21 protein-coding genes and 1 tRNA gene are annotated in these 25,436 nt (G+C 37.8%); 14 read left to right on the forward strand and 8 right to left on the reverse strand.

Translation table 11 applies throughout. From position 1 onward, the window contains the following. Window positions 1-132 precede the first annotated feature (132 nt). The 8 genes from ACM40_RS07415 (at window position 133) to ACM40_RS07450 (ending at window position 9,075) form a co-directional block, all read left to right on the forward strand. On the forward strand, window positions 133-1,470 hold the full coding sequence (locus tag ACM40_RS07415; RefSeq protein ID WP_048502190.1) for a peptide-N-glycosidase F-related protein: 1,338 nt from the start codon (window positions 133-135) through the stop codon (window positions 1,468-1,470). 398 nt (window positions 1,471-1,868) lie between these two features. Further along, window positions 1,869-2,342 carry a DinB family protein gene (locus ACM40_RS07420; RefSeq protein ID WP_040998679.1) on the forward strand — a complete coding sequence of 158 codons (474 nt, stop codon included), beginning with the start codon at window positions 1,869-1,871 and terminating at the stop codon, window positions 2,340-2,342. Between the two features lie 44 nt (window positions 2,343-2,386). Continuing rightward, window positions 2,387-2,779: a four helix bundle protein gene (locus ACM40_RS07425; RefSeq protein ID WP_048502191.1), complete on the forward strand. Its 393-nt coding sequence runs from the start codon at window positions 2,387-2,389 to the stop codon at window positions 2,777-2,779. Window positions 2,780-2,849: 70 nt separating this feature from the next. Further along, window positions 2,850-3,599, forward strand: coding sequence for a 23S rRNA (guanosine(2251)-2'-O)-methyltransferase RlmB (gene rlmB / locus ACM40_RS07430; protein ID WP_048502192.1), 750 nt, complete (start codon window positions 2,850-2,852; stop codon window positions 3,597-3,599). A gap of 92 nt (window positions 3,600-3,691) precedes the next feature. Continuing rightward, entirely contained in the window at window positions 3,692-4,741 is a 1,050-nt protein-coding gene (locus tag ACM40_RS07435; protein WP_048502193.1) for a DUF6263 family protein, read from the forward strand. Between the two features lie 128 nt (window positions 4,742-4,869). After that, complete coding sequence (locus ACM40_RS07440; protein WP_048502194.1) at window positions 4,870-5,097, forward strand: hypothetical protein; 228 nt, start codon at window positions 4,870-4,872, stop codon at window positions 5,095-5,097. 31 nt (window positions 5,098-5,128) lie between these two features. Next, entirely contained in the window at window positions 5,129-7,654 is a 2,526-nt protein-coding gene (locus ACM40_RS07445) for a YfhO family protein (protein ID WP_048502195.1), read from the forward strand. Between the two features lie 128 nt (window positions 7,655-7,782). Continuing rightward, entirely contained in the window at window positions 7,783-9,075 is a 1,293-nt protein-coding gene (locus tag ACM40_RS07450) for a glycosyl transferase family 1 (RefSeq protein ID WP_048502196.1), read from the forward strand. 177 nt (window positions 9,076-9,252) lie between these two features. On the opposite strand, the gene ACM40_RS07455 is transcribed toward ACM40_RS07450, so the two are convergent. Beyond that, entirely contained in the window at window positions 9,253-9,897 is a 645-nt protein-coding gene (locus ACM40_RS07455; RefSeq protein WP_048502197.1) for a hypothetical protein, read from the reverse strand. Window positions 9,898-10,011: 114 nt separating this feature from the next. On the opposite strand from ACM40_RS07455, the gene ACM40_RS07460 reads away from it, so the two are divergent. After that, a complete protein-coding gene (locus tag ACM40_RS07460) occupies window positions 10,012-10,989 on the forward strand; it encodes a YpdA family putative bacillithiol disulfide reductase (RefSeq protein ID WP_048502198.1) in 978 nt (325 codons plus the stop codon). Between the two features lie 10 nt (window positions 10,990-10,999). Here ACM40_RS07460 and ACM40_RS07465 read toward each other — a convergent pair whose 3' ends face one another. From ACM40_RS07465 to ACM40_RS07475, 3 genes are all read right to left on the reverse strand, one after another. Beyond that, window positions 11,000-13,030, reverse strand: a complete 2,031-nt coding sequence (locus ACM40_RS07465; RefSeq protein ID WP_048502199.1) for a TonB-dependent receptor — start codon at window positions 13,028-13,030, stop codon at window positions 11,000-11,002. Between the two features lie 61 nt (window positions 13,031-13,091). Next, complete coding sequence (locus ACM40_RS07470; protein WP_083996840.1) at window positions 13,092-14,261, reverse strand: MFS transporter; 1,170 nt, start codon at window positions 14,259-14,261, stop codon at window positions 13,092-13,094. Between the two features lie 263 nt (window positions 14,262-14,524). Next, window positions 14,525-16,198: a glutamine--tRNA ligase/YqeY domain fusion protein gene (locus ACM40_RS07475; protein ID WP_048502201.1), complete on the reverse strand. Its 1,674-nt coding sequence runs from the start codon at window positions 16,196-16,198 to the stop codon at window positions 14,525-14,527. A 161-nt stretch (window positions 16,199-16,359) separates the two neighbouring features. Here ACM40_RS07475 and ACM40_RS07480 point away from each other — a divergent pair, with 161 nt between their 5' ends. Together ACM40_RS07480 and ACM40_RS20530 are read left to right on the forward strand one after the other, a co-directional pair. Continuing rightward, a complete protein-coding gene (locus tag ACM40_RS07480) occupies window positions 16,360-17,490 on the forward strand; it encodes an alpha/beta hydrolase (protein ID WP_048502202.1) in 1,131 nt (376 codons plus the stop codon). A 450-nt stretch (window positions 17,491-17,940) separates the two neighbouring features. Beyond that, entirely contained in the window at window positions 17,941-18,108 is a 168-nt protein-coding gene (locus ACM40_RS20530; RefSeq protein WP_165579287.1) for a hypothetical protein, read from the forward strand. A gap of 9 nt (window positions 18,109-18,117) precedes the next feature. On the opposite strand, the gene ACM40_RS07485 is transcribed toward ACM40_RS20530, so the two are convergent. Both ACM40_RS07485 and fbp read right to left on the reverse strand, forming a co-directional pair. Next, a complete protein-coding gene (locus ACM40_RS07485) occupies window positions 18,118-19,122 on the reverse strand; it encodes an o-succinylbenzoate synthase (protein WP_048502203.1) in 1,005 nt (334 codons plus the stop codon). Beyond that, window positions 19,122-20,138 carry a class 1 fructose-bisphosphatase gene (fbp, locus tag ACM40_RS07490; protein WP_040998657.1) on the reverse strand — a complete coding sequence of 339 codons (1,017 nt, stop codon included), beginning with the start codon at window positions 20,136-20,138 and terminating at the stop codon, window positions 19,122-19,124. The genes ACM40_RS07485 and fbp overlap by 1 nt, the downstream gene beginning before the upstream one ends. 325 nt (window positions 20,139-20,463) lie before the next feature. Between fbp and ACM40_RS07495 the strand changes: the two genes are divergently transcribed. The 3 genes from ACM40_RS07495 to ACM40_RS07505 all read left to right on the forward strand — a co-directional run bounded on the left by ACM40_RS07495 (window position 20,464) and on the right by ACM40_RS07505 (window position 23,747). Further along, complete coding sequence (locus ACM40_RS07495; protein WP_048502204.1) at window positions 20,464-21,702, forward strand: aspartate kinase; 1,239 nt, start codon at window positions 20,464-20,466, stop codon at window positions 21,700-21,702. A 22-nt stretch (window positions 21,703-21,724) separates the two neighbouring features. Next, on the forward strand, window positions 21,725-23,566 hold the full coding sequence (locus tag ACM40_RS07500; RefSeq protein WP_048502205.1) for a lysophospholipid acyltransferase family protein: 1,842 nt from the start codon (window positions 21,725-21,727) through the stop codon (window positions 23,564-23,566). Between the two features lie 108 nt (window positions 23,567-23,674). Beyond that, window positions 23,675-23,747: transfer RNA gene (locus tag ACM40_RS07505), tRNA-Phe, on the forward strand. A gap of 37 nt (window positions 23,748-23,784) precedes the next feature. On the opposite strand, the gene ACM40_RS07510 is transcribed toward ACM40_RS07505, so the two are convergent. Next, window positions 23,785-24,354: a cysteine hydrolase family protein gene (locus tag ACM40_RS07510; protein WP_048502206.1), complete on the reverse strand. Its 570-nt coding sequence runs from the start codon at window positions 24,352-24,354 to the stop codon at window positions 23,785-23,787. Window positions 24,355-24,363: 9 nt separating this feature from the next. Continuing rightward, window positions 24,364-25,311, reverse strand: a complete 948-nt coding sequence (locus tag ACM40_RS07515) for an alpha/beta hydrolase (protein ID WP_048502859.1) — start codon at window positions 25,309-25,311, stop codon at window positions 24,364-24,366. Between the last annotated feature and the right edge of the window lie 125 nt (window positions 25,312-25,436).

The following is a 25,436-nucleotide window of genomic DNA, read 5'->3' on the forward strand; positions in this document are numbered from 1 at the left end:
TTAATAATTTAAATTGAACGCTGCGCTAATTTAATGATTAAATTTTAATTTTATCATTAAATTGTGAATTTTAATCAACACATAACAACACCTTATACTAATATTTAATATATTTGTAATAAACACCATAATATGTATCAAAAACTACTTTTTCTGAGTATCCTTTTTGCAGGTCTTATGAAATCACAGACGACCAACAGGATGAATTTGATTTCAGATGCAGTTTATTACGACGGGTATGCGGCCACGGTATCGGATCCGGTACCTGCAGGACTTACCAGACTTTCAAATACCAGATACACAAGAAAGCTTACTGACGCTGAACTCAACTCTTTTAAAGCTAAAATAGCCATGAGAGTGACTATAGGTGCTCTGTGTGATAATTACGACCGTCTGGGAAGTGTTTATTTAACTATGGTACCCAAAAATCAGCCTACTTATACTATTGATGATGCCAATGTGAAAAGAATTGAAGTCGGCAGATACATTACTCCGTTCATGAGTAAGAACCGTACTCCTACAGAAGTTCCTTATACTTATAATTTAAGTAATCTGTACAGCATATTTCATGATACTACATTACGCACTGCCTATGATATGTATATGGAACTGGATGTTTTTGGTGTCCCTTATGCAGCTCAGACTCAGGTGGCCGGATGCGCCGGTAGAATTGATGTTTTTTCGGGGTCTCTTACTTTCTTTTCCACAGATACAGGGGCTACTCCTGCAGATTACAATTCGGTGGTTCCTATATTAAGTTACAACAGGTTAAATAATTATAACAGCACTGATGTTCCCGGTGAAACTGTCAGAATTGTCAGTTTCAATCTTCCCAATACTGTCACCAACGCTAATTTTTTCGTCATCTCTACTCCTCATGGAGCCAACAGTGGCGGTGAAGAATATGTTAGAAGGCAGAACTACACTTATATAGATGATGTACAAATGCTTACCTATACTCCCGGAGGAATTTCCTGCGAACCGTTCAGGGTTTACAATACACAAGGCAATGGAATTTATGGAGCAACTCCAAAATCCCTTACAGAATGGACTTCATGGAATAATTGGTGTCCGGGCAATTCAGTTCCTATCAGGGGATTTACAATGCCTAGTATCGCGGCCGGAAATCACACACTGAAACATACAATACCTACCGCCGTTTTTAATCAGCAGCAAGGTGATGTGTATTTATCGGTTTATATGCAGGGGAAAAGCAATGCTGCTCTGGATGTAAAAGATATTAAAACCGTAGATGTGAGTATATATCCCAATCCTGCTTCTGATTTTGTCAATATCAGATCCAAAACAGATGTAGCCTCAATCAGTCTTTTCAGTATAGATGGAAAAAAACTGGCTAAAACTCATGGAGAAAACAGGATTGATATTTCAGCTTACAGTACAGGAGTTTATTTTCTGAATATTGTGCTGAAGGATGGGATAACGTTTAAGCATAAGATCATTAAAAAATAAAAATGGTGGCTTCGGGAGCCTCAGCCACCATTTTATTAATCTTCTTTTACCACCCCGTCAAAAACTCTTTGAATTTTTGCCACCCCTCCGGAGGAGGGGAACTTGATCCTACAGGGTTTTGTCGTATTTTACTACTGAAATAATTGGCGATCAGGTGGTAATTCTTAAAAATACATTCTTAAATACTAATTTATTCAAAGTTATATTCAGGCCGTATTAATCTGAAAACAATAAAGAATTCCTTTGATATTTTCAGGGGAGTTTTTTTTAATTTACAAAAAAACGGTCATCATTAACATTTTTTTTCATGGTTTAAGAACATTTAATTCAATCCTTTCTTCAAAAAATTGTCACTTCCAGTTTATTAAACTATTTTTGGTGATTAAAATTTTTGCAAAATGAATTATCATTTTCAAGCACACAGACAAGTGAGAAAGAACCTTTTAAGTATTCTGCAGAACACTTCCCACGAAGATCTTCTGCTGATTCCTGACGGTTTCAACAACAATATATACTGGAATATTGCCCATACGGTTGCTACCCAGCAGCTTCTGCATTATTATCTGAGCGGAAATCCTTTCAGAATTGATAAATATTGGATTGAGACCTACAAAAAAGGCACTCTTCCCAACCTGAATGTACAGAAATCTGAAGTGGAAGACCTTGAGTTTTTACTTACTGAAACTTCAAAGATTTTGATGAAGGATTATGACAGCGATTTCTTTTCAGACTACACCCCTTACACCACAAGTTTCGGTATGGACCTGAAAAGCATCCAGGATGCCATTATCTTCAATAATATGCATGAAAGCCTTCATTATGGCTACATTATGGCACAAAAAAGAGCAATACTCGGAGAGAAGGGGAGATAATTAAGGTTTAAAGTTTAAGTGTTTAAGGTTTAAGGTTTAAAGTTATGGGGACAATAAGGAAATTTGAGGATTTAGAAATCTGGCAGTTGTCCCGTGAACTTTGTAAAGAAATTTATAATATTATTCAAGGGACTGCTCTTAAAAATAATTTTAAACTTTGCAGTCAGATCGACAGTTCATCAGGTTCAATTATAGATAATATTGCTGAAGGATTTGAAAGAAATGGTACCAGAGAATTTATTCAATTTCTTTCTATTGCTAAAGCTTCCTGCGGTGAAACAAGATCACAGCTATACCGTGTTTTTGACAGAAACTTTATAAGTCAGGAATTATTTGAAACTTTACTTGAACGAACGGAAACTTTAAGCAAAAAGATTAGCTCTTTTATAAAATATTTAAAAATAACAGATTTAAAAGGAACAAAGTACAAACCTTGAAATTCAGTATAATCTCTGGACTTTAAACATTTGAACATTGAACCTTAAACATACAAACATAGACATTTCAATGAAAGACGATTTTATTTTCGGGCTGCGTCCCGTAATTGAAGCTATAGAAGCAGGAAAAACGATTGACAAGATCTTTGTGCAGAATGCACTGCAAGGTCCTATTTATGCTGAGCTGAAAACAATTTTAGCTAAAAATAAAATCCGTCCCAACTATGTTCCCATTGAAAAGCTGAACCGTTTTACAAGAAAAAACCACCAGGGAGTGGTTGCTTTTATTTCAGATGTTCCGTTTCACAGAGTGGAAGATATTGTTCCGCAATTATTTGAAGAAGGGAAAACACCTTTCCTGTTGATTCTGGACAGGCTTACAGACGTGAGAAACTTTGGAGCAATCTGCAGAACGGCAGAATGTGTAGGCGTAGATGCCATTATTCTTCCTGAAAAAGGCGCGGCGCCTATCAATTCAGATGCAATCAAAACATCTGCCGGAGCTTTATATAATATTAAGATTTGTAAAGAACCGAATTTAGCCCATGCAGTAGATTTCCTTCAGCAAAGCGGTATTTCGGTATTTGCAGCTACTGAGAAGGCCCAAAAGCTGATCTATGACGTAAATTTCACAGAACCCTGCGCTATTGTAATGGGAAATGAGGAAACCGGAATTTCTAAGGAAGTAATGCATCATTCGGACGAAAAAATAAAGCTTCCTATTGAAGGGAAAACACAGTCACTCAACGTTTCTGTAGCATGTGGAGCCATCCTTTATGAAGCGGTAAGACAGAAAATGGTAGCAGCTCCAAATCTTTAATCAGTCAGAACAGAAGTATTTTTATGATGTTTTATGGTATCGTTATTGATGCAAAGAACAGAATCAGTAAAATTTAATTTAAAAAAAATCGAATGAAAAACGTAGCAGCAGCAATGCTTATCTCATCTATAGCCCTTATATCTTGTAAAAAAGAAACGGCAACCATCACTAAAGTAGATCCTAAAACAGGAAAGACAGTTACTGTAGAAGTGCCTGCCGATTCCGTTGCTAAAGTGGCGGAAAACCCTGCCATTAAAGATTCTGCAGGAGTTTTCACACAGACATTCAAACTGGAAAAAGGCAAGACCTACCCTCTTACCACTTACCAGAGAGATGTAAAAACAATGGAAGATCCTCAAGGAAAAACAATCACCGCTACCAGTGAATCTACAGATGAAATGAATTTCGTAGTGAATGATATCAAAGGGAATGTGTATGACATGACACTTAATCTTGTAGGTAAAAGAAATTCCCAAAGTGCTCAGGGGAAAACAGTAATCGTGGATACTAAGCTGCCGATCCCAAAGGAAGATGACCTGAAAATGATCTGGAACATCAATAAAGCACTTACAGGAAACAAGCTTAACATGAAAATGGACACTAAAGGAAATGTGATCTCCATTACAGGTTTTGATGCTGTTTATAATAAGGTGAATACTGCTGTAGGAACTCTTATCAAAGATGCCAACCAGAAAGCCAGCGTTGTGGCAAGCCTTAAGGAAACTTTCAATGAAAAAGTGCTGAAAGACCAGCTGAATAAAAATTTAACGATTATTCCTAAAAAAGGAGTGAAAATCGGTGAAAAATGGAGTACTTCTGAAAATGCCGACCCAAGCGGAAGCGTTAAGGTAAATTCAAACTATGTATTGAAAAGCGTAGGAAACGGTACTGCGGAAATCTCTGTAACCGGAGGAATTCCTAAAAAAACGGAAAAGAAAACGCAGGGACCTATTACCCATAGCCTTAGCAGCGAACTCTCCCAGAACGGAACCATTAAGTTTGACCAAAGTACAGGATGGATTGCCAACCAGAATATTGATGTAAAAACAACACAGATTGAGACTATTTCAGATGGAAAACAGTCACAGTCTATGAAAAGTACATCCAAATCTTCTGTAATGGTAAACCCTTCAGCAAAATAATTGAAGTAAAAAGTTTTTGAGTTAGAGAGCTGAAGAGTTTGAGGCTTATCTGTTTAATTGCCAACCGAAAACCGGCATCCAGCAACAGACAACCATAAACCGGAAACTTTGAATTTAAATCAGAAATTATGAAGTACATTCTTGAGTTAGTACTTACAGCCATTATTATTTTCTTTGTGTGGAATATTCTGAAAAGGATTTTCTTTAAAACCTTTTATAGCTATAGATTCGATAACCATAAAAATAATAACAGCCAACAGGACATACACAACTCGAATAAGAATAAACAAACCCTCAACTGGGACGCAGAAACAGTTGACTATGAAGAGGTAAAAGAAACCAAGGACAAAAGGTAAAAATTCCAAGAAATTAAAGATAATAACCAGCATGGCTAAAAATAAAAACTTAATTTATATTGCAATTTCATTAGTTGTATTTATAGTTTTAGCATTTTTATACTCCACCCCTGTTTTTTCAGGGAAACAGCTTTTTCAGCATGATATCGTACAGTACAGAGGAGGCGCAAAAGAGCTTCTTGACTACAGAGCCGATACCGGAAACGAAACCTACTGGAGTGACTCCATGTTTGGCGGAATGCCGACTTATCAGATGGGAAGCCAGTTCAAAGGTGATATCATCAAAAAGATAGACAGCAACCTGAACTTCCTGCCAAGGCCGGTTAATTATCTTTTCCTTCTTTTTGCAGGATTCTTCTTCCTTGGAATGGTAGCCGTCAGAAACTGGAAATACGCTCTATTGGGCGCCACTTTCTTCGGATTATCCACCTATTTTTATATCATTATTGCGGCCGGCCACAATGGTAAAGTGAATACCATCGAGTATTTCGCTCCGCTGCTTGCCGGAATTCTATTGGTTTACATCAGGAAAAACTACATCTGGGGATTCATTACCACTACCCTGTTTATGGGGCTTCAGATTGCGGCTAACCACCCGCAGATGACCTATTACCTGTTTCTGGCATTAGGATTTTTATTCCTTTCTGAGCTGATAAGAGCCATCCAGAAAAAGACTCCGATGAAGCATTTCCTTATTTCATCCGCAATCATTGCAGCTTCATGTGCAATCGGTGTCGGGATGAACTCCCAAAGGATCATGGCCAATTCTGAGTATATTAAAGAAACCGTACGTGGAAAGCAGATTTTAACCAATGACAGTCATACTTCAGGACAATCAGGATTGGATAAAACCAGCATCCTGATGTGGAGCTACGGAAAACTGGAAACACTCAATCTTTTCATTCCAAGGTTGATGGGTGGCGGAAGCCAGGAACCGGAAGCTAAGGAAATGATGAACAGGGTTCAGGAACTTATCCAGGAAAATGTGGGCTCACAGGCTGAAATGGACCGGATTTCCAAAGGGTTCAACGGGGTTACCTATTGGGGAGACCAGCCCGGAACTTCGGGTCCTGCCTACCAGGGAGCTGTTGTATGTTTCCTTGCTTTATTAGGTTTTTTCTTTGCCTGGAAAAAATACCGTTACTGGATCTTAGGAGCATCTATTTTAACTGTTTTGCTCGCATGGGGAAGCAACTTTATGCCGCTGTCTGATTTCTTTATCGACTACGTTCCTTTTTACAGCAAATTCAGGGCACCTTCTTCCATATTGGTTGTGGTGGAACTATTGTTACCTTTAATTGCCATTATCGGCATCTACAGGTTCTTTACAGACGAAAAATTAACCGAGGAATACAAAAAGAAAATCCTTCTGTATGTAAGCGGAGGAACTTTAGGACTGTTATTGATTCTCCTGATTTTCGGAAAATCACTGCTCGGTTTTTATACGGAAAGCGAAAAAACCTATTTCCCGCCTTTCCTGCTGGATTACCTCACCGATGAAAGATTCAAGCTATTCAGAATTGATGCTATCAAAGCTCTGATTTACGTCGCTATAACGGCAGCTGTTCTTTTTATGACTATGAAAAAGAAGCTGAGCCAGAATATTGCCCTCATCATCATTGGAGCAGTAAGCTTATTTGATCTCTGGACGGTCAACAAGCGTTATCTGAATGATTCCAACTATGTAGACAAAGTTTTTGCTGAAAACCCGTTCCAGACAGAAAGTTCAGATCTTCTGGCGGAAAAGGTTCAGGGAAATCCGAATTTAGAATCTATTTTAGCCAATGTCAACGTTAATAAAACACTTGAGACTATTGCTGAAAGAGACAAGACCCACTACAGGATTTTTAATAATATTTTAGGAACATTCAGCGAAACGAATACGTCTTATTTCAAATCTTCGATCGGAGGTTACCATGCCGTAAAACTGAGAAGATATGATGACGTGATCAATGAATATTTCCAGATCATGGATTCTGTAAAAGTACCGAATGTCCTTAATCTCCTTAACGCAAAATACTGGGTAATGGGCGGACCGGAACAGCCTCAGGCAATGCCGAATCCTAAAGCCAACGGAAATGCATGGTTTGTAAGTGACCTGAAATTCGTCAATACACCGGACGAAGAAATAAAATCTATCGGAGTGATCGACAGTAAGAAAACAGCTGTCATCGCCTCAGCAGACAAATCATATTTCAACAGCAAACCTGTACAGGCGGATTCTTCAGCATTTATCAACCTGACGAAATACCAGCCAAACGAACTGGAATTTAAATCCCAGTCAAAAACACCACAGCTTGCTGTATTTTCTGAAATCTACTATCCTCACGGTTGGAAAATGTTTGTAGACGAAAAAGAAGTTCCTTACATCAAAGCAGATTATCTGCTTCGTGCCGTACACGTTCCTGCAGGAAACCATAACATCAGAATGGTCTTCGAACCTGAAGTGATTGAAAAAGGGAAATGGCTGTCGCTTTTATGCTTCGGATTATTTATTGCACTGAGTGCATTCGGGATCTTCTGGATGAATAAAAATAAGAAAAAGATAACTAGCTGAAGAAAAAGTTTAAACAAAACACTTAATACTCTTAATCCTTAATTCAAGCCTTAATGGTTAAATTTTTAAAACATTAAGAAATATTAAGCTGTTAAGACTATTAAGACTTGGATTCAAATCTTCAATTAATGGAACAAAAAAAAATACTGATTATCACCTATTACTGGCCTCCTGCGGGAGGTCCTGGTGTTCAGAGATGGCTGAAGTTTGCCAAATATCTGCCGGAATTTGGCTGGGATCCCGTGATCTACACCCCGGAAAATCCAAGTTATCCCTTGCTTGATGAAAGCCTTCTGAAAGATGTTCCCCCAAATATAGAGATCGTCAAGACCAGAATCTGGGAGCCTTACCAGCTGGCAGAAAAGCTTAATAAAAGCAACAAAAAATTCAAAGCCGGACAGTTTGATGTAGGCAAAAACCAAAGCTGGAAATCTAAGCTTTCAATCTGGGTGCGTGGAAATTTCTTTATTCCGGATGCCAGGGTATTTTGGGTAAAGCCATCTATCAAATTTTTAGAACAGTATTTAAAAGAAAACAAAATAGATGTGGTGGTAACTTCCGGGCCACCCCACTCTCTTCATATGATTGGTCTTGGACTGAAAGAAAAATTTCCAAATCTGAAATGGATTGCTGATTTCCGTGATCCATGGACTGAAATTTCCTATTATAAACATTTAAAACTCACTAAAAGTTCGGATAGAAAACACCGTCAGCTTGAAAGTGCCGTTTTTAAAAATGCTAACATTACATTGGCTACCAGTTATACGGATGCGGATAATTTCAGGAAAGCAGGAGCCAATGCGGTCTGTATTACGAACGGATTTGATGAAAGTGACGCTTCAGCCCCGCACAGTATGGCAGAGGATAAGAATAAGAGTTTTACTTTAAGTTATATCGGGGTTCTTGAACAGTTAAGAAATCCTGAAAACCTTTGGAAGGTATTGGATGAGCTGATCAGGGAAAATAAAGAGTTTGCAGATGCTTTTACACTGAAGTTTGCAGGAAGAGTGGATGATAAAATTCTTCAGTCCATTGAAAGTTCAGCTTTAAAAGAGCACATTTTGAATCTGGGCTATATTCCCCATGATAAAGCAGTGGAAGAAATGACCAACTCCAGTCTTCTACTGATTACCAATTTTCCCAATGAATCTTCTAAAGGAATCATTCCCGGAAAAATATTTGAATACCTCGCCACCGGAAAGCAGATTATCTCTTTTGGACCGGACGAAGCTGATGTTTCGAGGATACTTTCGGAAACAGGAGCAGGAAAGCATTTCAGCTACGAAAACTCTCAAACAGTCAAAGAATTTATCCTTAGTAAATTTGAGTTATGGAAACATGGAAACCTTCTTGAAAACACTCAGAATATTGAACAGTTCTCAAGAAAAAATTTAACTGAAAAGCTTTCTGAAATTTTATAGTCAGATAAAAACCTGTAATTGCGGGTTATGCTAAAGAATTAAATAGACAATATTATAACAATATTATAGATGCTTCGACTCCGCTCAGCATGACAATTCATAACCTTACAGTTACAATTAGCAATGTCATGCTGAGCGGAGTCGAAGCATCATTCTTTAAATATATTATCGCATATCTTAAATCGTCCACTGATCATTCACAACTGCCACCAGATATTGTTTTCCCTGGAACTCCTCAAATATAAAACGCAGCGTCTTCCAATCCATTTTTCCATTTTCCTCGGTGCCTTTTATAAAATTTTCCGTGAAGTCTTTACCTGGGTATATTTCTTTTAAATTATTCAATGAATTTCCTTTACCCTGAAATGTATTTAATGAATAATGAGCCGTCGTAAAATCTTTGGAAAATACCCATTTGGACAGGTAGTCATTGATGGTTGCCTTGTACGGGTCTCCTGAACCGTCTTGTGCGCCCCAGCTGAATACAGTTTTGGTAGGCTGGTACTTCTCAAAATCTCCTTTCGTGAAATGATGATTTTCCTTAGGATCCACAAAGCCATACATGGAGAAAGTAATTCCTTTTTCCGGATGAATAAATGATGCAAAAGTTTTATAGTCTTTAGTTTTCAAAGCCTGCAGGATTTGGTCGTTAGCAGCTTTCACTGCTACCTCATCCGTTTTTTTCTTTTGAGCGGCTTCCTCAATATTTTTTTCTTTAGCCTGCGCCATAGAATCGATCACATTCGGAACCGGTTTTTCAGGATTTTTTTTACAAGCTGTTACTAAAGTCATTGCTAAAATTGGAATAATCAGTTTTTTCATCTTTCAATTTTTAACTTTAAAAAGCACCAAAACTGATGCCACACCATACTTTTAATAGATAAGTTCTGTTGCTAATTTTTCAACTAATCTTACCGTTTTCAGTACATTTGTCTTATGGAAATTTTAGATATCCTCATCATCGGAGGCGGACCCATCGGTCTCAACTGTGCTCTTGAAGCCCAGAAAAATAACCTGACTTATCTGATTATAGAAAAAGGAACCATCGTCAATTCCTTATATCATTATCCTTTATATATGCGTTTTTTCTCATCGGCAGAAAAACTGGAAATAGATGGTATCCCTTTCATCTCAACAGCTCCCAAACCCGGACGGCAGGAAGCACTTGAATATTATCAGGGAATTACCCGACAAAAAGAACTGAATATCAATCTGTATGAAAAGGTTCTGAAAGTTTCCAAAACAGGTAACATCTTCGACATTGAAACCTCAAAAGCAGTCTATAAAGCAAAAAATGTAATTATCTCCACAGGATTCTATGATATTCCAAACCTGATGAATATTACAGGAGAAGATCTTCCAAAAGTAAAACATTATTATACAGAACCTTATCCGTATGCCAAGCAGAAAGTAGTTGTGGTAGGATCAAGCAATTCTGCGGTGGATGCTGCCCTTGAAACCTACCGGAAAGGCGCTGATGTAACGATGATCATCCGCCACTCAGGAATTTCAGACAATGTGAAATACTGGGTAAAACCGGATATTGAAAACAGGATTGCAGAAGGAAGTATTAAAGCTTATTTTAATTCAGAAATGATGGAAATTACTGAAAAGACAGTCGTTTTCAAAGATGGAAACAGGGAAGTCAGGGAAGTTGAGAATGATTTTGTACTCGCACTGACAGGCTATCTTCCCGATTTCGAATTTTTAAGAAATTCAGGAATAGAGCTGCAGGGTGACTGTCTGAATCCGTTGTATCATCCTGAAACCATGGAGACCAATGTTCCGGATTTGTATCTGGCCGGCGTGGTCTGCGGAGGAAAAGACACCCACCTTTGGTTTATAGAAAACTCACGGGTTCATGCGCAGATGATTGTGGGCAATATTCTGTCCAAGTTCACTTCTGAGAATTAATCAGGATCTGCTAAAATTCGAAATTTGTCCCTAACATAAAGTTTCTTTTTGCAGCTGGATTATAAAACCGGTTTCCAAAAGCATTGATATCAAACCCTGCAACATAGTCTGTATTGTAAAGGTTCTGGATCTGAAGATGTACATTCAATTGGGTACGGTCAATCTGTATCGGGAATCCCAACCGGATATTTCCTACCAGGCTTGATGCCGACCATACAGAGTTGGCATCATTCAGAGGTATTTTTGACGTGTAATAATGAGAATAATCTATACTAAGTTTTTTAAAAAACACAACATTAAATAAACTGCTTATCGATGTTTTCGGAACTCCTGTCACTTCATTTTCTGAAAAATCATTGTCCAGCTGTTTGTAATTTTTGAATTTAAAATCATAGAAATTTCCGGAAAACCGGAACTTAAAGCTGCTAAGTATGTTATTCTTAAGATTAAAACTTTTAGATTCAAAAAGAATTTCCACTCCTTTTTGGGCAATATTTCCCTGATTAGCAAAATACTCCTGCCCGCTTTCATTTTGTCTTCGTACAATGGCATCTTTCATCCTGAAATCAAAATAGCTTCCTTCAATGAAAACAGCACTTCCAAACTGCTTTCTTATACCCACTTCTTTGTTCCAGCCGTATTCAGGAACAAGATCAGCATTAAATTCTTGGTTGGAAGACCTGATTTCTTCACCCGTAGGAGCCGAATTTCCTTTTCCTATTTTCCCTCTTACCGAAAAGCCTTTTCCCAGCAGGTAAGTAACTCCAATATTCGGAAGCCATTGCTTTTTGAATTTGATCCGAACTTCTTCTGAAACCGGGTACATTCTCTCCCATTCGTAGGAATTGGAATTTAAGCTTATTGAAATATCAGTAAAAAGCTTTTCATTAAAATTCAATTTTTGTGACAGAAAATAAAAGCCTGAGTTGTTTTTTAACTGATCAAAATTCTGAGGGTTACCCTGTATTCCTTTATTGTTATTGTAATTTTTAACCAGAATGTTCTGATGTCCTCCCTCAAATCCTAACCTCCAGGCAAGGGATATTTGGTCCCAGCTTTTTTCAAAATTAAAATGAGTCCTCAGGGCAAAATTCCTTTCAAACCTGTTTTCAAAATTCGTGATGAAAGGATTTTTAAAATCTACATAAGAACCCTGTACTAAAAGAAAATGTGAAAAATAGGAGTTAATAGCAGTTTCATGTGAAATTCCTGCTAAAATCATTTTATTACGGATGCCCGCATGCTGTTCCTTTGCTCCCGGAATCCCGCCGGCAGAAGGCCTCGCCTGTTTTCTGTCAGATTCCATCTGGTTCAGGGTTAATCCGCCCGGAGTTTCATAATCCAGATCAGAAAGCAATACTATCGCATTTAATGAGGCCCTGGGAGCATATTTAAAATGATCTTTAAGATAAATCTGTTGTCTTTTTACAGCAGATTGCTCCCGGTAAGAATCTGTCTGATAATAATTTTGAAAAAGCTCAAAGAAATGTTTCCCTTCCTGACGGGCAATATCAAAATGCTGATCAAAAGTTCTATAACTTCCTATGGCAACTCCGGCAGATAAATGATCAGACCTTCTGGTTTGCAAAAGCACCGTTCCACCCGTGACTGCTCCGTAATCTCCACTCTCAGGACCTTTATAGACTTCCATCCTGTTAATAAGTTTCGGGGAAATCACATTAAAATAAGTATTCCCCGAAGCATCCGACAAAATGAAATCATCCAGATAAACTTTGATATTCCGTACTCCAAAGGGAGATCTCAGGGTGCTGCCCCGTATTGATATCCTGTAGCTGGTCGGCGAACGCTCTTCCATCCTGGCTCCCGCAATCTGATTAACAGCTTCCATAAGTCTTTCCGGAGGATTCAGATCCAGAAGGCTTTCAGAAATAACTGTCACGGATTTTGTAGATGCCATAAAGGGAGCCGGCTTCTTATAGGCATCAATTTTCACCTCAGATATCAGAACAGCGGTATCCTTTTTCTGCGAAAAGAAAAAAGGCACAGTGAGAATAAAAAAGAATGCTAATAATCTCGTCATCAGCACAAAGCTAGCAAAGTTTTACTGTAATTTTTATGTACAGTGTGAAAATCCCCAGCTTTTAGCTTTTAATTTCTCTTTTTTTAAGCATCCACGGAATCACAAAATAAAACCCGGCAGCAATAGCCACAGCCACTATCCCGGTCCCTATCCAGAGCATATTGAATCCGAACCGGTCTGCCGTCATGGTCCCGACATATGGAGTAATGATAAAAGCCAGGGCAACAGATATTCCGTTTAATCCCATATAAGCTCCTTTATTATTTTCGCCTGAGCGTAAAGCAGTTATTGTAGATATAAACGGAAGGGTCCAGATCTCTCCGATACACAGAAGCGTCATGGAAACAACAAGGGTCAGAACAGAATAATCAAAAGCCAGCATCACATAAGATACTCCGCACAATACAGTTCCTATGAACAAGGTAAAGGCAAGACTGAAATATTTTTCAGCAACCTGTACAAAGCCCATTTCCAGCAGTACAATCAGAAAGCCGCTGTAACCCAGGATATATCCGATACTTTGCTGACTTAAATGGGCTGTGTCTTTATAAAAAATAGTCAGTGTACTGAACAGCTGGAAGAAACAGATCGAAAAAAGCATACAGAAAAAGCTGTACAGGAGGAATTTCCCATCCCGGTAGGGAGAATTTTCTTTTTTAACAGCAACAGCTTCTTTTACTTTTTTCGGTTTCAATGAAGCCTGTTTGTTTCGTTTTCCAAAAAATTTGATATACATCAGCCCCGCTAACAGAGCCGCCAATGCATTGGTGAAAAATAAAAATTCATAGGAAATGGCAGACAGTATCCCTCCCAAAGCAGGTCCGATTGAAAAACCAAGGTTGACAGCCATCCGGTTTAGCGAGAAAGCTCTCGTAATATTTTCAGGCTTGGCATATTTAGTAATGGCTACTGAATTGGCGGGACGGAAAGTTTCACTGACGATACTCTGGATCAAAATAATAGCGGCCAGCCCCACCTCTGTTTTAAAAAGAGGAATCAGGCAGAATAAGGGCACACTCAGAAGCAGGCTCAGGCTTTGAACGCGATATTCCCCGATTTTATCCGTGATCAGCCCTCCCAGCCATGAACCCAATACAGAACCTATCCCGAAAAAACTGAGGATAATTCCCGAATTTTCTATACTGAAATGAAGATACCCCGTCATGTACACTCCTAAAAACGGAAGTACCATAGAACCTGCACGGTTGATAAGCATGACCAAAGCCAGCATCCAGCTCTCTTCCGAGAGTCCTTTGAAAGAACTCGTATATACGCTAATTAATTTCACAATACTATTTTTTGAAGAAAACCAAGTAAGGCATAAAATTAGGAAAAACAGCCTGTACGATTTTTCCTAAGGTTCTTCTTTTTATCGATATGATTGATAGAAAGAAAAATATACTTCATTACAAGGAATTAATATTTATACTTATTAAAAACAAAAAAGGCAGGACTTTGGGAAGTCCTGCCTTTTATATATCAAATCATTTAAGATTATTCTGGTTTAAAAGAGTCCTTCAATGTTACGGTACGGTTAAACACCAGGTTATCAGCCGTAGAATCCTGATCTTTGGTAAAATACCCGATTCTCTGGAACTGAAGCGGTTCTCCCACCGCCACATCTTTCAGACCTGGTTCTGCAAATCCTTTAATAACAGTTACTGATTCCGGATTGATGAAGTTTAGGAAATCCACATCTTTTTCAGCATCAGGCTGCTCAACGGTAAAGAGTTTATCATAGATTCTTACATCTACCGGGATCGCATGAGTGGCAGATACCCAGTGAAGTGTACCTTTTACCTTTCTTAAGCTTTCTTCCGTTCCGCTTCCGGACTTGCTTTTTTCATCATAAGTGGCATAGATCGTAGTGATCTCGCCGTTCTCATCTTTCTCTACCCTTTCTGCTTTGATGATGTAAGCTGATTTTAAACGAACTTCCCCGCCTAATTTCAGTCTGAAGAATTTATTGTTTGCTTCTTCTTTAAAGTCTTCTCTTTCGATATATAACTCTCTTGAGAAAGGGATTTCTCTTGTTCCTGCATTTTCCTGTTCAGGATTATTTTCAGTTTCAAGCCATTCTTCCTTACCTTCAGGATAGTTTTCAATAACCAATTTTACAGGATCCACCACTGCCATTACGCGTTTTGCAACCCTGTTCAGATCTTCACGTACGCAGAAATCCAGTAACTGAATCTCAATCAGGTTTTCTCTCTTCGCAACTCCTACTTTTTCAATGAAGTTTTTGATAGATGCCGGTGTGAAGCCTTTTCTTCTCATTCCTGAAATGGTAGGCATTCTAGGATCGTCCCAACCTGTCACCACTTTCTCAGCAACAAGTCTTTGAAGCTTTCTTTTGGAGGTAATCATGTAAGAAACATTCATCCTTGCAAATTCTCTCTGTTTGTTTCTTACTTTGGCTTCATCATATACCTGATCCAGATACCAATCATAAAGCGGCCTGTGATTTTCAAACTCCAGAGAACACAGCGAATGCGAAATTTGTTCAATATAATCAGATTCCCCATGTGCCCAGTCGTACATAGGATAGATTTTCCATGCAGTTCCGGTTCTGTGGTGGGGCTTATTCAAAATTCTGTACATCACAGGGTCACGCATGTTCATATTGGGCGAAGTCATGTCGATTTTTGCACGAAGAGACATTGAACCGCTTTCAAATTCACCGTTTTTCATCTTTTCGAATAAATCTAAAGATTCTTCAACAGGACGGTTTCTGTAAGGAGATTCTATTCCCGGTTCTGCCGGATTTTTTCTCTGCTCGGTAATCACTTCAGACGGCTGCTCATCTACATAAGCTTTTCGTTCTTTGATCATCTGTACGGCCCATTCATAAAGCTGCTGGAAGTAATCGGATGCATACAGCTCTTTATCCCATTTAAAACCAAGCCATTCAACATCTTTCTTGATAGAATCTACAAATTCCTGCTCTTCTTTTTCAGGGTTTGTATCGTCGAAACGAAGGTTTACGGGAGCGTTGTATTTTTCGCCCAGACCAAAGTTGATGCAAATAGCTTTTGTATGGCCTATATGCAGATATCCATTGGGTTCAGGGGGAAAGCGGAAACGGATCTGGTCTTTTTTCAGTCCGTTTGCCAAGTCATCTTCAATAATTTGCTCAATAAAATTGAGTGATTTTTTTTCTTCTTCCATTTAGATTAGCTTTTATAAAAAAAGTTTCACAAAGTTACGGAAAATTTGGGGCTTACGGAAATGATAATTTTAGTGATAATTTTAGTGATAATTCTGTGATAATTCAATCTTTTTTGATTAATTTAGATAAAACTAAAAACCGTTTCTAAAAATTACCGACTATGGCTGTTTATATCTTAAGCAATCGTAAGATCGTCCGGCATAAGGGCGAAAAAGCAGATTCATTTTCCAGTGATGAATACTCTATTCCCAATTTCAGGATCGCCAAATGTAATTTTGACACCTACAAAGAGCCTACGGCTGCCGCCAAAAAGGAAAAAGATTATACCAACCGTAATATATTAGATTACAAATTATTTTCCGAGCCCGAAAAACAGGGCTATGAGGAAGTACTGGAAGTCCTGCAGAACGAAAAAGGCATTAAAAAATCTACGCTGACGGCCAATAATCTTGGCGGAACACAGAGAATGTTTTATGAGCTGTATAAAAATATGTCCTCTACCAAAGACAGAAGTGATGTCCTGATTTTTATTCATGGATATGCTTATGATTTTGATGATGAACTCAAGGCCATCATTGACCTTAAAAAACTGTACATAGACCATCCTGAATCACCTGTAGAACATATTCTTTTTGTAAGCTGGCCTGCTTCGAGCAGCCTTGTACCACTGACTTATTTCGATGATAAGGCTTCAAGCATTAATTCAGGATCATCGCTGATGAGGCTTTTCTATTTTTACACCCAGTTTTTAAAGGACATTTTTTCAAACCGCGATCTGGCTCCTTGCAATCAAAGAATTCACCTCATGGCTCATTCCCTTGGAAACAGAGTTCTTCAAAGCATGCTGTACAGCCTTAAGAGGGAAAATATTCTGCGTGTTATTGATCAGGTCCTGCTGTTAAACGCTGATGTATCCTATAAGGTTTTCGAAGATTCTGAAGATTCATATAATAAGCTTCCCCTGTTGGCCAACCGTATTTCCATTTACCTGAACAGAAAGGATACTGTATTGGGAATCTCTCAATTTACCAAGAATATCCTTACCCCAAGATTAGGCAAGAACGGTCCAAGTGATATTGAAAAGTTAAAAGATATTGTTTCTGTTATCGACTGCACTTTTGTAGAGGATGATATTCTGAACAGCTTTAAGTATGAAGTGGGAAACCATTGGGGATATCTTTCCAGCTCTGTGGTACAAAAAGATATTTTTCAGAATTTATATGGAATTGATAGAAATTTAATCACAGTAAGATTAAAAAATAACGAAAATATTTTCACAATTATTTCTTAATGATTAATTAAAAAAAAGTTATGAAATTAATCATATGTTAAACTTTAAAATCAATACTTAAGTTGGCATAAAGATTGTAAATTTCATTATAACGAGAAATACACACTTTATCATGAAAAGAATTAAAAACAAGTTTTCTTATATAGTGAGATATATCAAGGAAGCAATTTTCGTAAAAGACGTGATCTAAAAATGAATGTTAACCCATAAACAAGAAGTTTATCCGAGCCTAATATTACTTTATCTCTAATTTGACACATGAAAATACCTTCTATTACAATTTAGAAGCAGTTTTTCATATTTATACTTTTTCAAAATTGTTCGTAAAATAAGACTTTAACCTCGGAATTAAATCCTATTGGAGTGAATTTAGTTAATTAAAGTTAAATTCTTGTGAAATAAAAAAAAGAGATTGATATTTACTTACCAAACAAATTAAAATCTTTTATTATGAAACACATGAGAAAACTTAACAAGTCAGATTTAAAAGTTATCAAAGGAGGAATTGTTCCTATTGGATGCAACAGTTGGGATCCCAAACTCAGATGTTGCAGATCATGGGATGCTGAGCATGCGGGTAGCCCAACCTGTGCAGATTCTCCTCCTTCATTTGCATAGCTATTAAAGCTATATTTTGAACCATAACAACTCATTTCTGAGTTCCAGACTTGATTCAAAATTATTTACAAATAGAGATCCGGTGCCCAATCCTTGCGGCATCGGATTTTTCTTTGTGAATGTATATTGCGCAATAGCATTGAGCCCTACATTACTTTCGAGAGCGGAGGTGATCCACCAGCCGATATTCTGCTCTTCCGCAAGAAAAATCCACTCATCTGAACCTGAAAAACCTCCTACCAGAGCAGGCTTTAAAATAATATATTGTGGCCTGATGGTTTCTAAAAGTTCTTTCTTTTCAGCAGGATCAGTAATCCCAATCAGTTCTTCATCCAAAGCAATCGGCGTAGGAGTTCCGGCACACAATGAGGCCATATCATTCCAGTTCCCAGCTTTTATCGGCTGCTCAATAGAATGAATATGAAGATCTGCAAGCTGCTTCAAAACAATCTCTGCCTCTTCCCTGCTGAATCCGCCATTGGCATCTACCCGAAGTTCCAGCTCATCTTTTGAAAATTTTGTTCTTAATTCCTGAAGGATTTTGTGCTCAGATTTCCAGTCAACTCCAATTTTCAACTTAATACAGTGAAATCCCAATTGAAGCTTTTCCCTGATCTGTTCTTCCATATAATGAATATCTCCCATCCAAATCAGTCCGTTGATCATAATAGATGCTTTTCCTTCAGTAAATTCACTTGGAAAATACAGATGATCCCCATGCTTCAGATTTAAAACTGCCTGTTCATATCCAAACCATATTGAAGGAAATTCTATCAGTTGTTCTTTCAGATAGTGATCATCCTGATCGATATTATCACACAACCACTGCAGCTTTTCTTCATAATCCGGCCTGTCATCAAAACTTAGTCCTCTGAAAACAGCACATTCACCTGTACCTTTCTTTCCGCTTTCCTCAACTTCGAAAATAAAGGTTTCTTTTTCATGCAAAACGCCACGAGATGTTCCGCTCGGGCGTTTGAATTCTAATAAATATCTGAAATATTTTGCTGTCATTATTTTACACTGTCGATCCTCATAAATTCCTCTGCTTTCTCTACCATCTGAATACTTCCGCAGAAAAACGGGATTCTCTGGTGAAGTTCAGTCGGTTCTACTTCAAGGATTCTTCTGAACCCGTCCGTAGCCTTCCCTCCAGCCTGTTCTGCAAGGAATGCCATAGGATTACATTCGTAAAGCAGCCTTAGTTTTCCGTTCGGAGCCTGGGAATAAGACGGATAAATATAAATCCCTCCTTTCAGCATATTCCTGTGGAAGTCTGCTACTAAAGAACCGATATATCTTGAAGTATAAGGACGGTCTCCTTCTTCCATCTGGCAATATTTAAGATAATTTTTTACCCCTTGAGGGAACTTAATATAATTTCCTTCGTTAATGGAATAAATTTTTCCATTCGTAGGAAATGTCATGTTTGGATGAGAAAGATAATAGGTTCCCAAAGAAGGGTCCAGAGTAAAACCGTTCACCCCGTTTCCTGTAGTATAAACAATCATGGTGGAAGAACCGTAAATTACATATCCTGCAGCAATCTGGTTAATCCCTTTTTGAAGAAAATCTTCTAACTGAACCGGAGTTCCCGGCTCTGTTACTCTTCTGTAAATAGAAAAAATGGTTCCTACGGAAACATTCACATCAATATTGGAAGATCCGTCAAGAGGATCAATCAGAACAACATATTTACTCAGGTGACCGTTTTCGCCACATTTAATGTCAATAAAATCATCATTTTCCTCAGAAGCAATCCCGCAAACAACCTCTCTCTGAGACAAAGCCGTAATAAAAATTTCATTAGCAATCACATCAAGCTTCTGCTGTTCTTCTCCCTGAATATTCTGATTTCCTGCTGCTCCCGTTATATCTACAATCCCTGCTTTATTTACTTCTCTGTTTACTACCTTTGAAGCCAATCTTATTGCACTTAGCAGACGGGAAAATTCACCCGTAGAATACTGAAAGTCGTCCTGTTTATCAATAAGAAATTCTCCTAAAGTCTGTAATGGTTGATTTGACATATTTTTCTTTTTACGTTTTCCCCAAATTTCGGAAAATTTATCGGAGAAAGAAAGCTTTTGTTAGAAAAGACCTTAAACACTGTATTTCAGATCAATACACAATCAACACAGAGGTATCCTTAAAATTATCATGGTATCATTAATCCCCATTTGATGATAATAAATCAATGAAATTCTGATAATATTCATCAAGTCTCAATTTTAATAAAATCTTAATTCCCTCCAACGGAGAGACACTTTCATATCTCGTTGTAAATTTATAATTTTGACGTCCGTAAAAAACTCATGTAATTTTTAATCTAACAATTTTATTTTAAACAAATTAATGAAAATTTTCAAGTTTGGTGGCGCATCTGTGAAAGATGCCGAAAGTGTAAAAAATGTGTCCATGGTTTTACAAAGCCAGGGGTTTGCCAAATGTCTGCTGGTGATATCAGCGATGGGCAAAACGACCAATGAGTTGGAAAAAGTTGTAGAACTTTATTTCAAGAAAGATAACTATCAAACTGAGATTGAAAAGATAAAACGAAAACACATCGAGATTGCGGAAGGTCTGTTTCCTGAAAACCATGCAGTTTTTGCTGAGATCAATCTATTTTTTGATGATATCGATTCTTTCTTAAGAAGAAACAAATCCCCTAACTACAGTTTCGTGTATGATCAGGTGGTGAGCTGCGGGGAAATGATCTCTACTAAAATCTTAAGCGAATACCTGAACGAAATCCAGTTTACCAATCAATGGTTGGATGCCAGGGACTTTATCAAAACCGACAGTTCTTACAGGGAAGGTATGGTAGACTGGGCAAAAACAGAGGAATTTATTTCTACTCTGAATAAGGATATCTGTTACGTAACACAGGGTTTCATCGGTTCTGATGATAATAATTTTACGGTAACCTTAGGAAGAGAAGGCTCTGACTATTCTGCCGCTATTTTTGCGTATTGCCTGAATGCCGAAGCCATGACCATCTGGAAGGATGTTCCGGGCGTAATGACGGGAGACCCGAGAAAATTCAGTGATGTTTCCCTTCTTTCCAATATTTCTTATGAAGAGGCTATTGAAATGGCTTATTACGGGGCAAGTGTTATTCACCCGAAAACTTTGCAGCCTTTACAGCAGAAAAACATTCCTTTTTATGTAAAATCTTTCGTAGATCCTACCAAGCCAGGAACGAAGGTAGGAGGATCAGACAAAAATCAGCATGAAGAGTCTTATATATTAAAGGAGAATCAGGTTCTTTTAAAAATATCGACCCGAGACTTTTCTTTCATTGCAGAAGATCATATGAGTCTTATTTTCGGATATCTTTCCAAATACAAGATCAAGGTGTCTCTTATGCAGAATTCTGCTATTTCTCTGGCTTTATGCCTGGAAGATAAATTCGGCAATGTGGATGAGTTTAATGATGAACTTCAAAAAATATTTAAAACTGAAGCGGTTAAAAATGTATCTTTATTTACAGTAAGAAATGCAAATATGGATCATATTGACAAGTTTTACCAGGAAAAAAATGTATTATTGGAGCAGATTTCCAAAAATACGGTTCAAATGGTAACACAATAATTTTAACTGCGACTAAACACATATGAGTTTAATTTCGAAAAACGATCTTATCACAGCTTCCGGCTTAAGCAAAATCGGGTTCCTCAAGAACCCGGTTGCCTCTGCCGTGATGAGCATTGCCAAAATAAATGAAGTAAATAAATTATACGACAAATTAAAAGATAAGGAAGGCAAAGATTTTTTCGACTCATTTGTAAGAGAAAGAAACCTAAGCTATATCGCTTTTGAAGAGGACCTTGCGAAAATTCCAAAAACAGGACCGTTTATTCTGGTTTCGAACCATCCGCTAGGTGCTATTGACGGAATCTTGATGTGTAAAATTCTTTCAGAAGTACGTCCGGATTTTAAGGTAATGGGAAATTTCCTTCTGGAAAAGATCAAACCGATGGAGCCGTATGTAATCTCTGTCAATCCTTTTGAAAACAGAAAGGAAGCATACAGCAGTACTTCAGGAATGCGGGAAACCCTGAAACACCTTCAGAATGGAGGCTGTGTAGGCATTTTCCCGGCAGGAGAAGTATCCAACAAAAATAACCCTTACGGGGAAATACTCGACAAAGACTGGGAAAAACCAGCCCTTAAGCTGATCAGAATGGCTAAAGTTCCGGTAGTTCCTTTATATTTTCATGCTAAAAACAGCCGCCTTTTTTACCAGGTGGCCAAGCTTCATCCAAGTTTACAGACTTTGATGCTTCCCGCTGAAATGATGAATGACAGGGAAAAACCCATCAGAATCAGGATAGGAAAACCCATCACGGTAAAAGCAATGGATGAAATGGAAACCATTGAAGAGCTGGGTGAGTTCCTGAAGCGTAAGGTCTACATGATGAAATCTTATTATGAAAAGAGAAAATCATTGGCCCAGAGCATCAATCTTAAAAATTTAACGGTAAAATTCCCTCTTTTAAAAGAAGAGAATATTGTACAGAATATCATTGACGAAACGCCTAAAGAAGATATTCTCAAGGATATCAACAGGCTGAAAGGCACAGACAAAATGCTGTTCAGTAACGGAAACTACGAGATCTACTTCACAACTTATGAGGAAATTCCTTCTATCATGAGAGAAATAGGACGTCAGAGAGAGCTTACTTTCCGTGCTGTAGGTGAAGGAAGTAATCTTCCGTTCGATCTTGATGAATATGATAAGCATTACCACCACCTTTTCCTTTGGGACAGCAGTGCAGAGAAGCTTGCCGGAGCCTACAGAATGGCTTTAGGTAAAGAGGTTATGAAGAAATACGGCATCAAAGGATTCTATACAAGCTCATTATTTGAATTTGAGCAGGATATCCACCCATTCTTCAAGAAAGTAATTGAAATGGGCCGTGCTTACATCTGTGAGGAGTATCAGCAAAAACCACTTCCCCTTTTCCTTTTATGGAGAGGAATTGTTCATGTTTGCCTGAGAAATTCCGACCATAAGTTTTTGATGGGTGGTGTAAGTATTTCCAATAAATTCTCTGAGTTTTCCAAATCTCTGATGATTGAATTCATGCGTTCGAATTATTTTGATTCAGCAGTGGCACAATATATTACGCCAAGAAATGAGTATAAAGTAAAACTGCGTGACAGGGATAAGAATATCTTCTTTGAGGAAATGGAATCTGATCTGAATAAGCTTGACAAAATCATTGATGATCTTGAACCTGAATTAAGGCTCCCTGTGCTGATCAAAAAATACATCAAACAAAACGCTAAAGTTATTGCTTTTAATGTTGACCCGAATTTTAATGATGCCATCGACGGATTGATGTATATCCGCATCAGTGATCTTCCGGAAAGTACGATAAAGCCTGTACTGGAGGAGATGAGCGACCACATCAGAAAAGAACAGGAAAATAATTCAGCTGAAAATCAGTAGGTTTTATTTTTATTTTAAAAAAGTATGATTAATACTTGCTTCATATAAGAAAACTTACTACTTTTGCATCACTTTAAAACAACGAAGTAAGACAAACAAAAATATAATGGTTTCTTAGCTCAGTTGGTAGAGCAATGGATTGAAAATCCATGTGTCCCTGGTTCGATTCCTGGAGAAACCACTTGAAAACCTCTAATGTATTTAGAGGTTTTTTTGTTTTATAAATTCTTCAATATTTTCTCTGAATCCCAAACGGAAGCAAATTCTTCATTCAGATTAGCCAGAGCAGTTAAATGAATCAGTTCGGCATCATATTTCTCTCCATTAATCCCAATCCTGTCAAAAGCTGCTGTGGCATCAGAAATCACATAGGTTTCATATCCAAAATTCCCGGCCATTCTTGTCGTTGTCGAAACACAGTGGTTCGTGGTTATTCCAGCAATCACTAAAGTGTTTATATTCTGGTGGTCGAGCTTTTTTTTTAAGTCTGTTCCGATAAAAGCACTGTTTACTTTTTTCGTAATAACAGGTTCATCATTCTGAGGCAGAACATAGTCATTAAACTGAAAGCCCGGATCAGTTTCATACAGCTTAGACTCAGGATTAACGGAACTGTGCCTGATATGAAAAACCGGAAGACCCAGTTCTCGCCACTTTTCCAATAATTTTCCACTGATTTTTTCAGCATCTCTGTTATTCCTGTTTCCACCCCAGTATTCTTCGTCCAGAAATCCTTTTTGTATATCAATCAGCAATAGAGCTGGTTTTTTATCTCTTAATTTTGTCATTATATATTCTTAATAATTAAACATACGGCTGTAAAGAAACTCCTTATATCTGTCATTTAAAGGAGAATCAAACAGATCAAATACATGCACTGCACCAGGTATCACCCACAACTCGGTTTTAATACCTGCCTGATATAAAAAACTGGAATATTCTATATTTTCATCCCTTAATGGATCCAGTTCACAGGCTACTATTGTTGTTCCGGGAAGATTACTGAAATCATCGTAATAAGTCAGATCTGCATATCGAATGCTCTTATCTTTATCATCATTTCCCAAAAAATGAAGCCAGGCGGTCTCTGCATATTTCTTATTCCATAAAGGGGCATCTGTGAATTCATTCATGGAAGGCGTATCCATCCTGTTATGAATTACAGGATACAGTAAAAACTGGTGTTCGATATTCTTAAGTCCATTATCATTCGCCATTTGGGTAACTGCTGCCGCCAGATGTCCGCCTGCACTGGCTCCGAAAACAGTGATATTTTCTGGATCAATTCCCAGTTCGTCTTCTCCGTTCCTGATGACCCATTGCAGCGAATCAAACCCGTCCAGTATTGGAATGGGAAATCTATATTGCGGAGAAAGCCTGTAATCAACCGAAATGATTGTTGCACTTAGGTTTTCTGCTATTTCAAACATCTGGGGATCTACCTGTTCCGGAAGTCCAAAGACATATCCTCCTCCATGAAAGTAGAGGATCGTTCTGGTTTTATCAAATTTTTTGGGCTGATAAATATGGAGTCTTATCTGATGATGATCAAAAGTGCTTTCTATGAAAATATCTTTCACGTTAATATTATCCGGCACCCTGAAAGGATTTTCCTTTGCAAACTGTATCTTTTCTTTCTGAATAATCTCAGGGTTACTGAGAAACTCGGCTTCATTTATTTCCAGCGAAAATGGAAAACGGTCTATGCTTTCCTTCAAACCTTTATCAATTCTGTTTAAGTCCATTGTTTGTGTAATTTTTTGGATGATAGCCATAAGTTTTCACCCATTATTTTTTATTTTGTAAATTTATATGATGAATATCGGGCCTCCAAAAACTCAATGAATTGTGTGGAACGAACAAAAATGTA

Source organism: Chryseobacterium sp. BLS98 (assembly GCF_001045445.1).
In the GTDB taxonomy this organism is placed as follows: domain Bacteria; phylum Bacteroidota; class Bacteroidia; order Flavobacteriales; family Weeksellaceae; genus Chryseobacterium.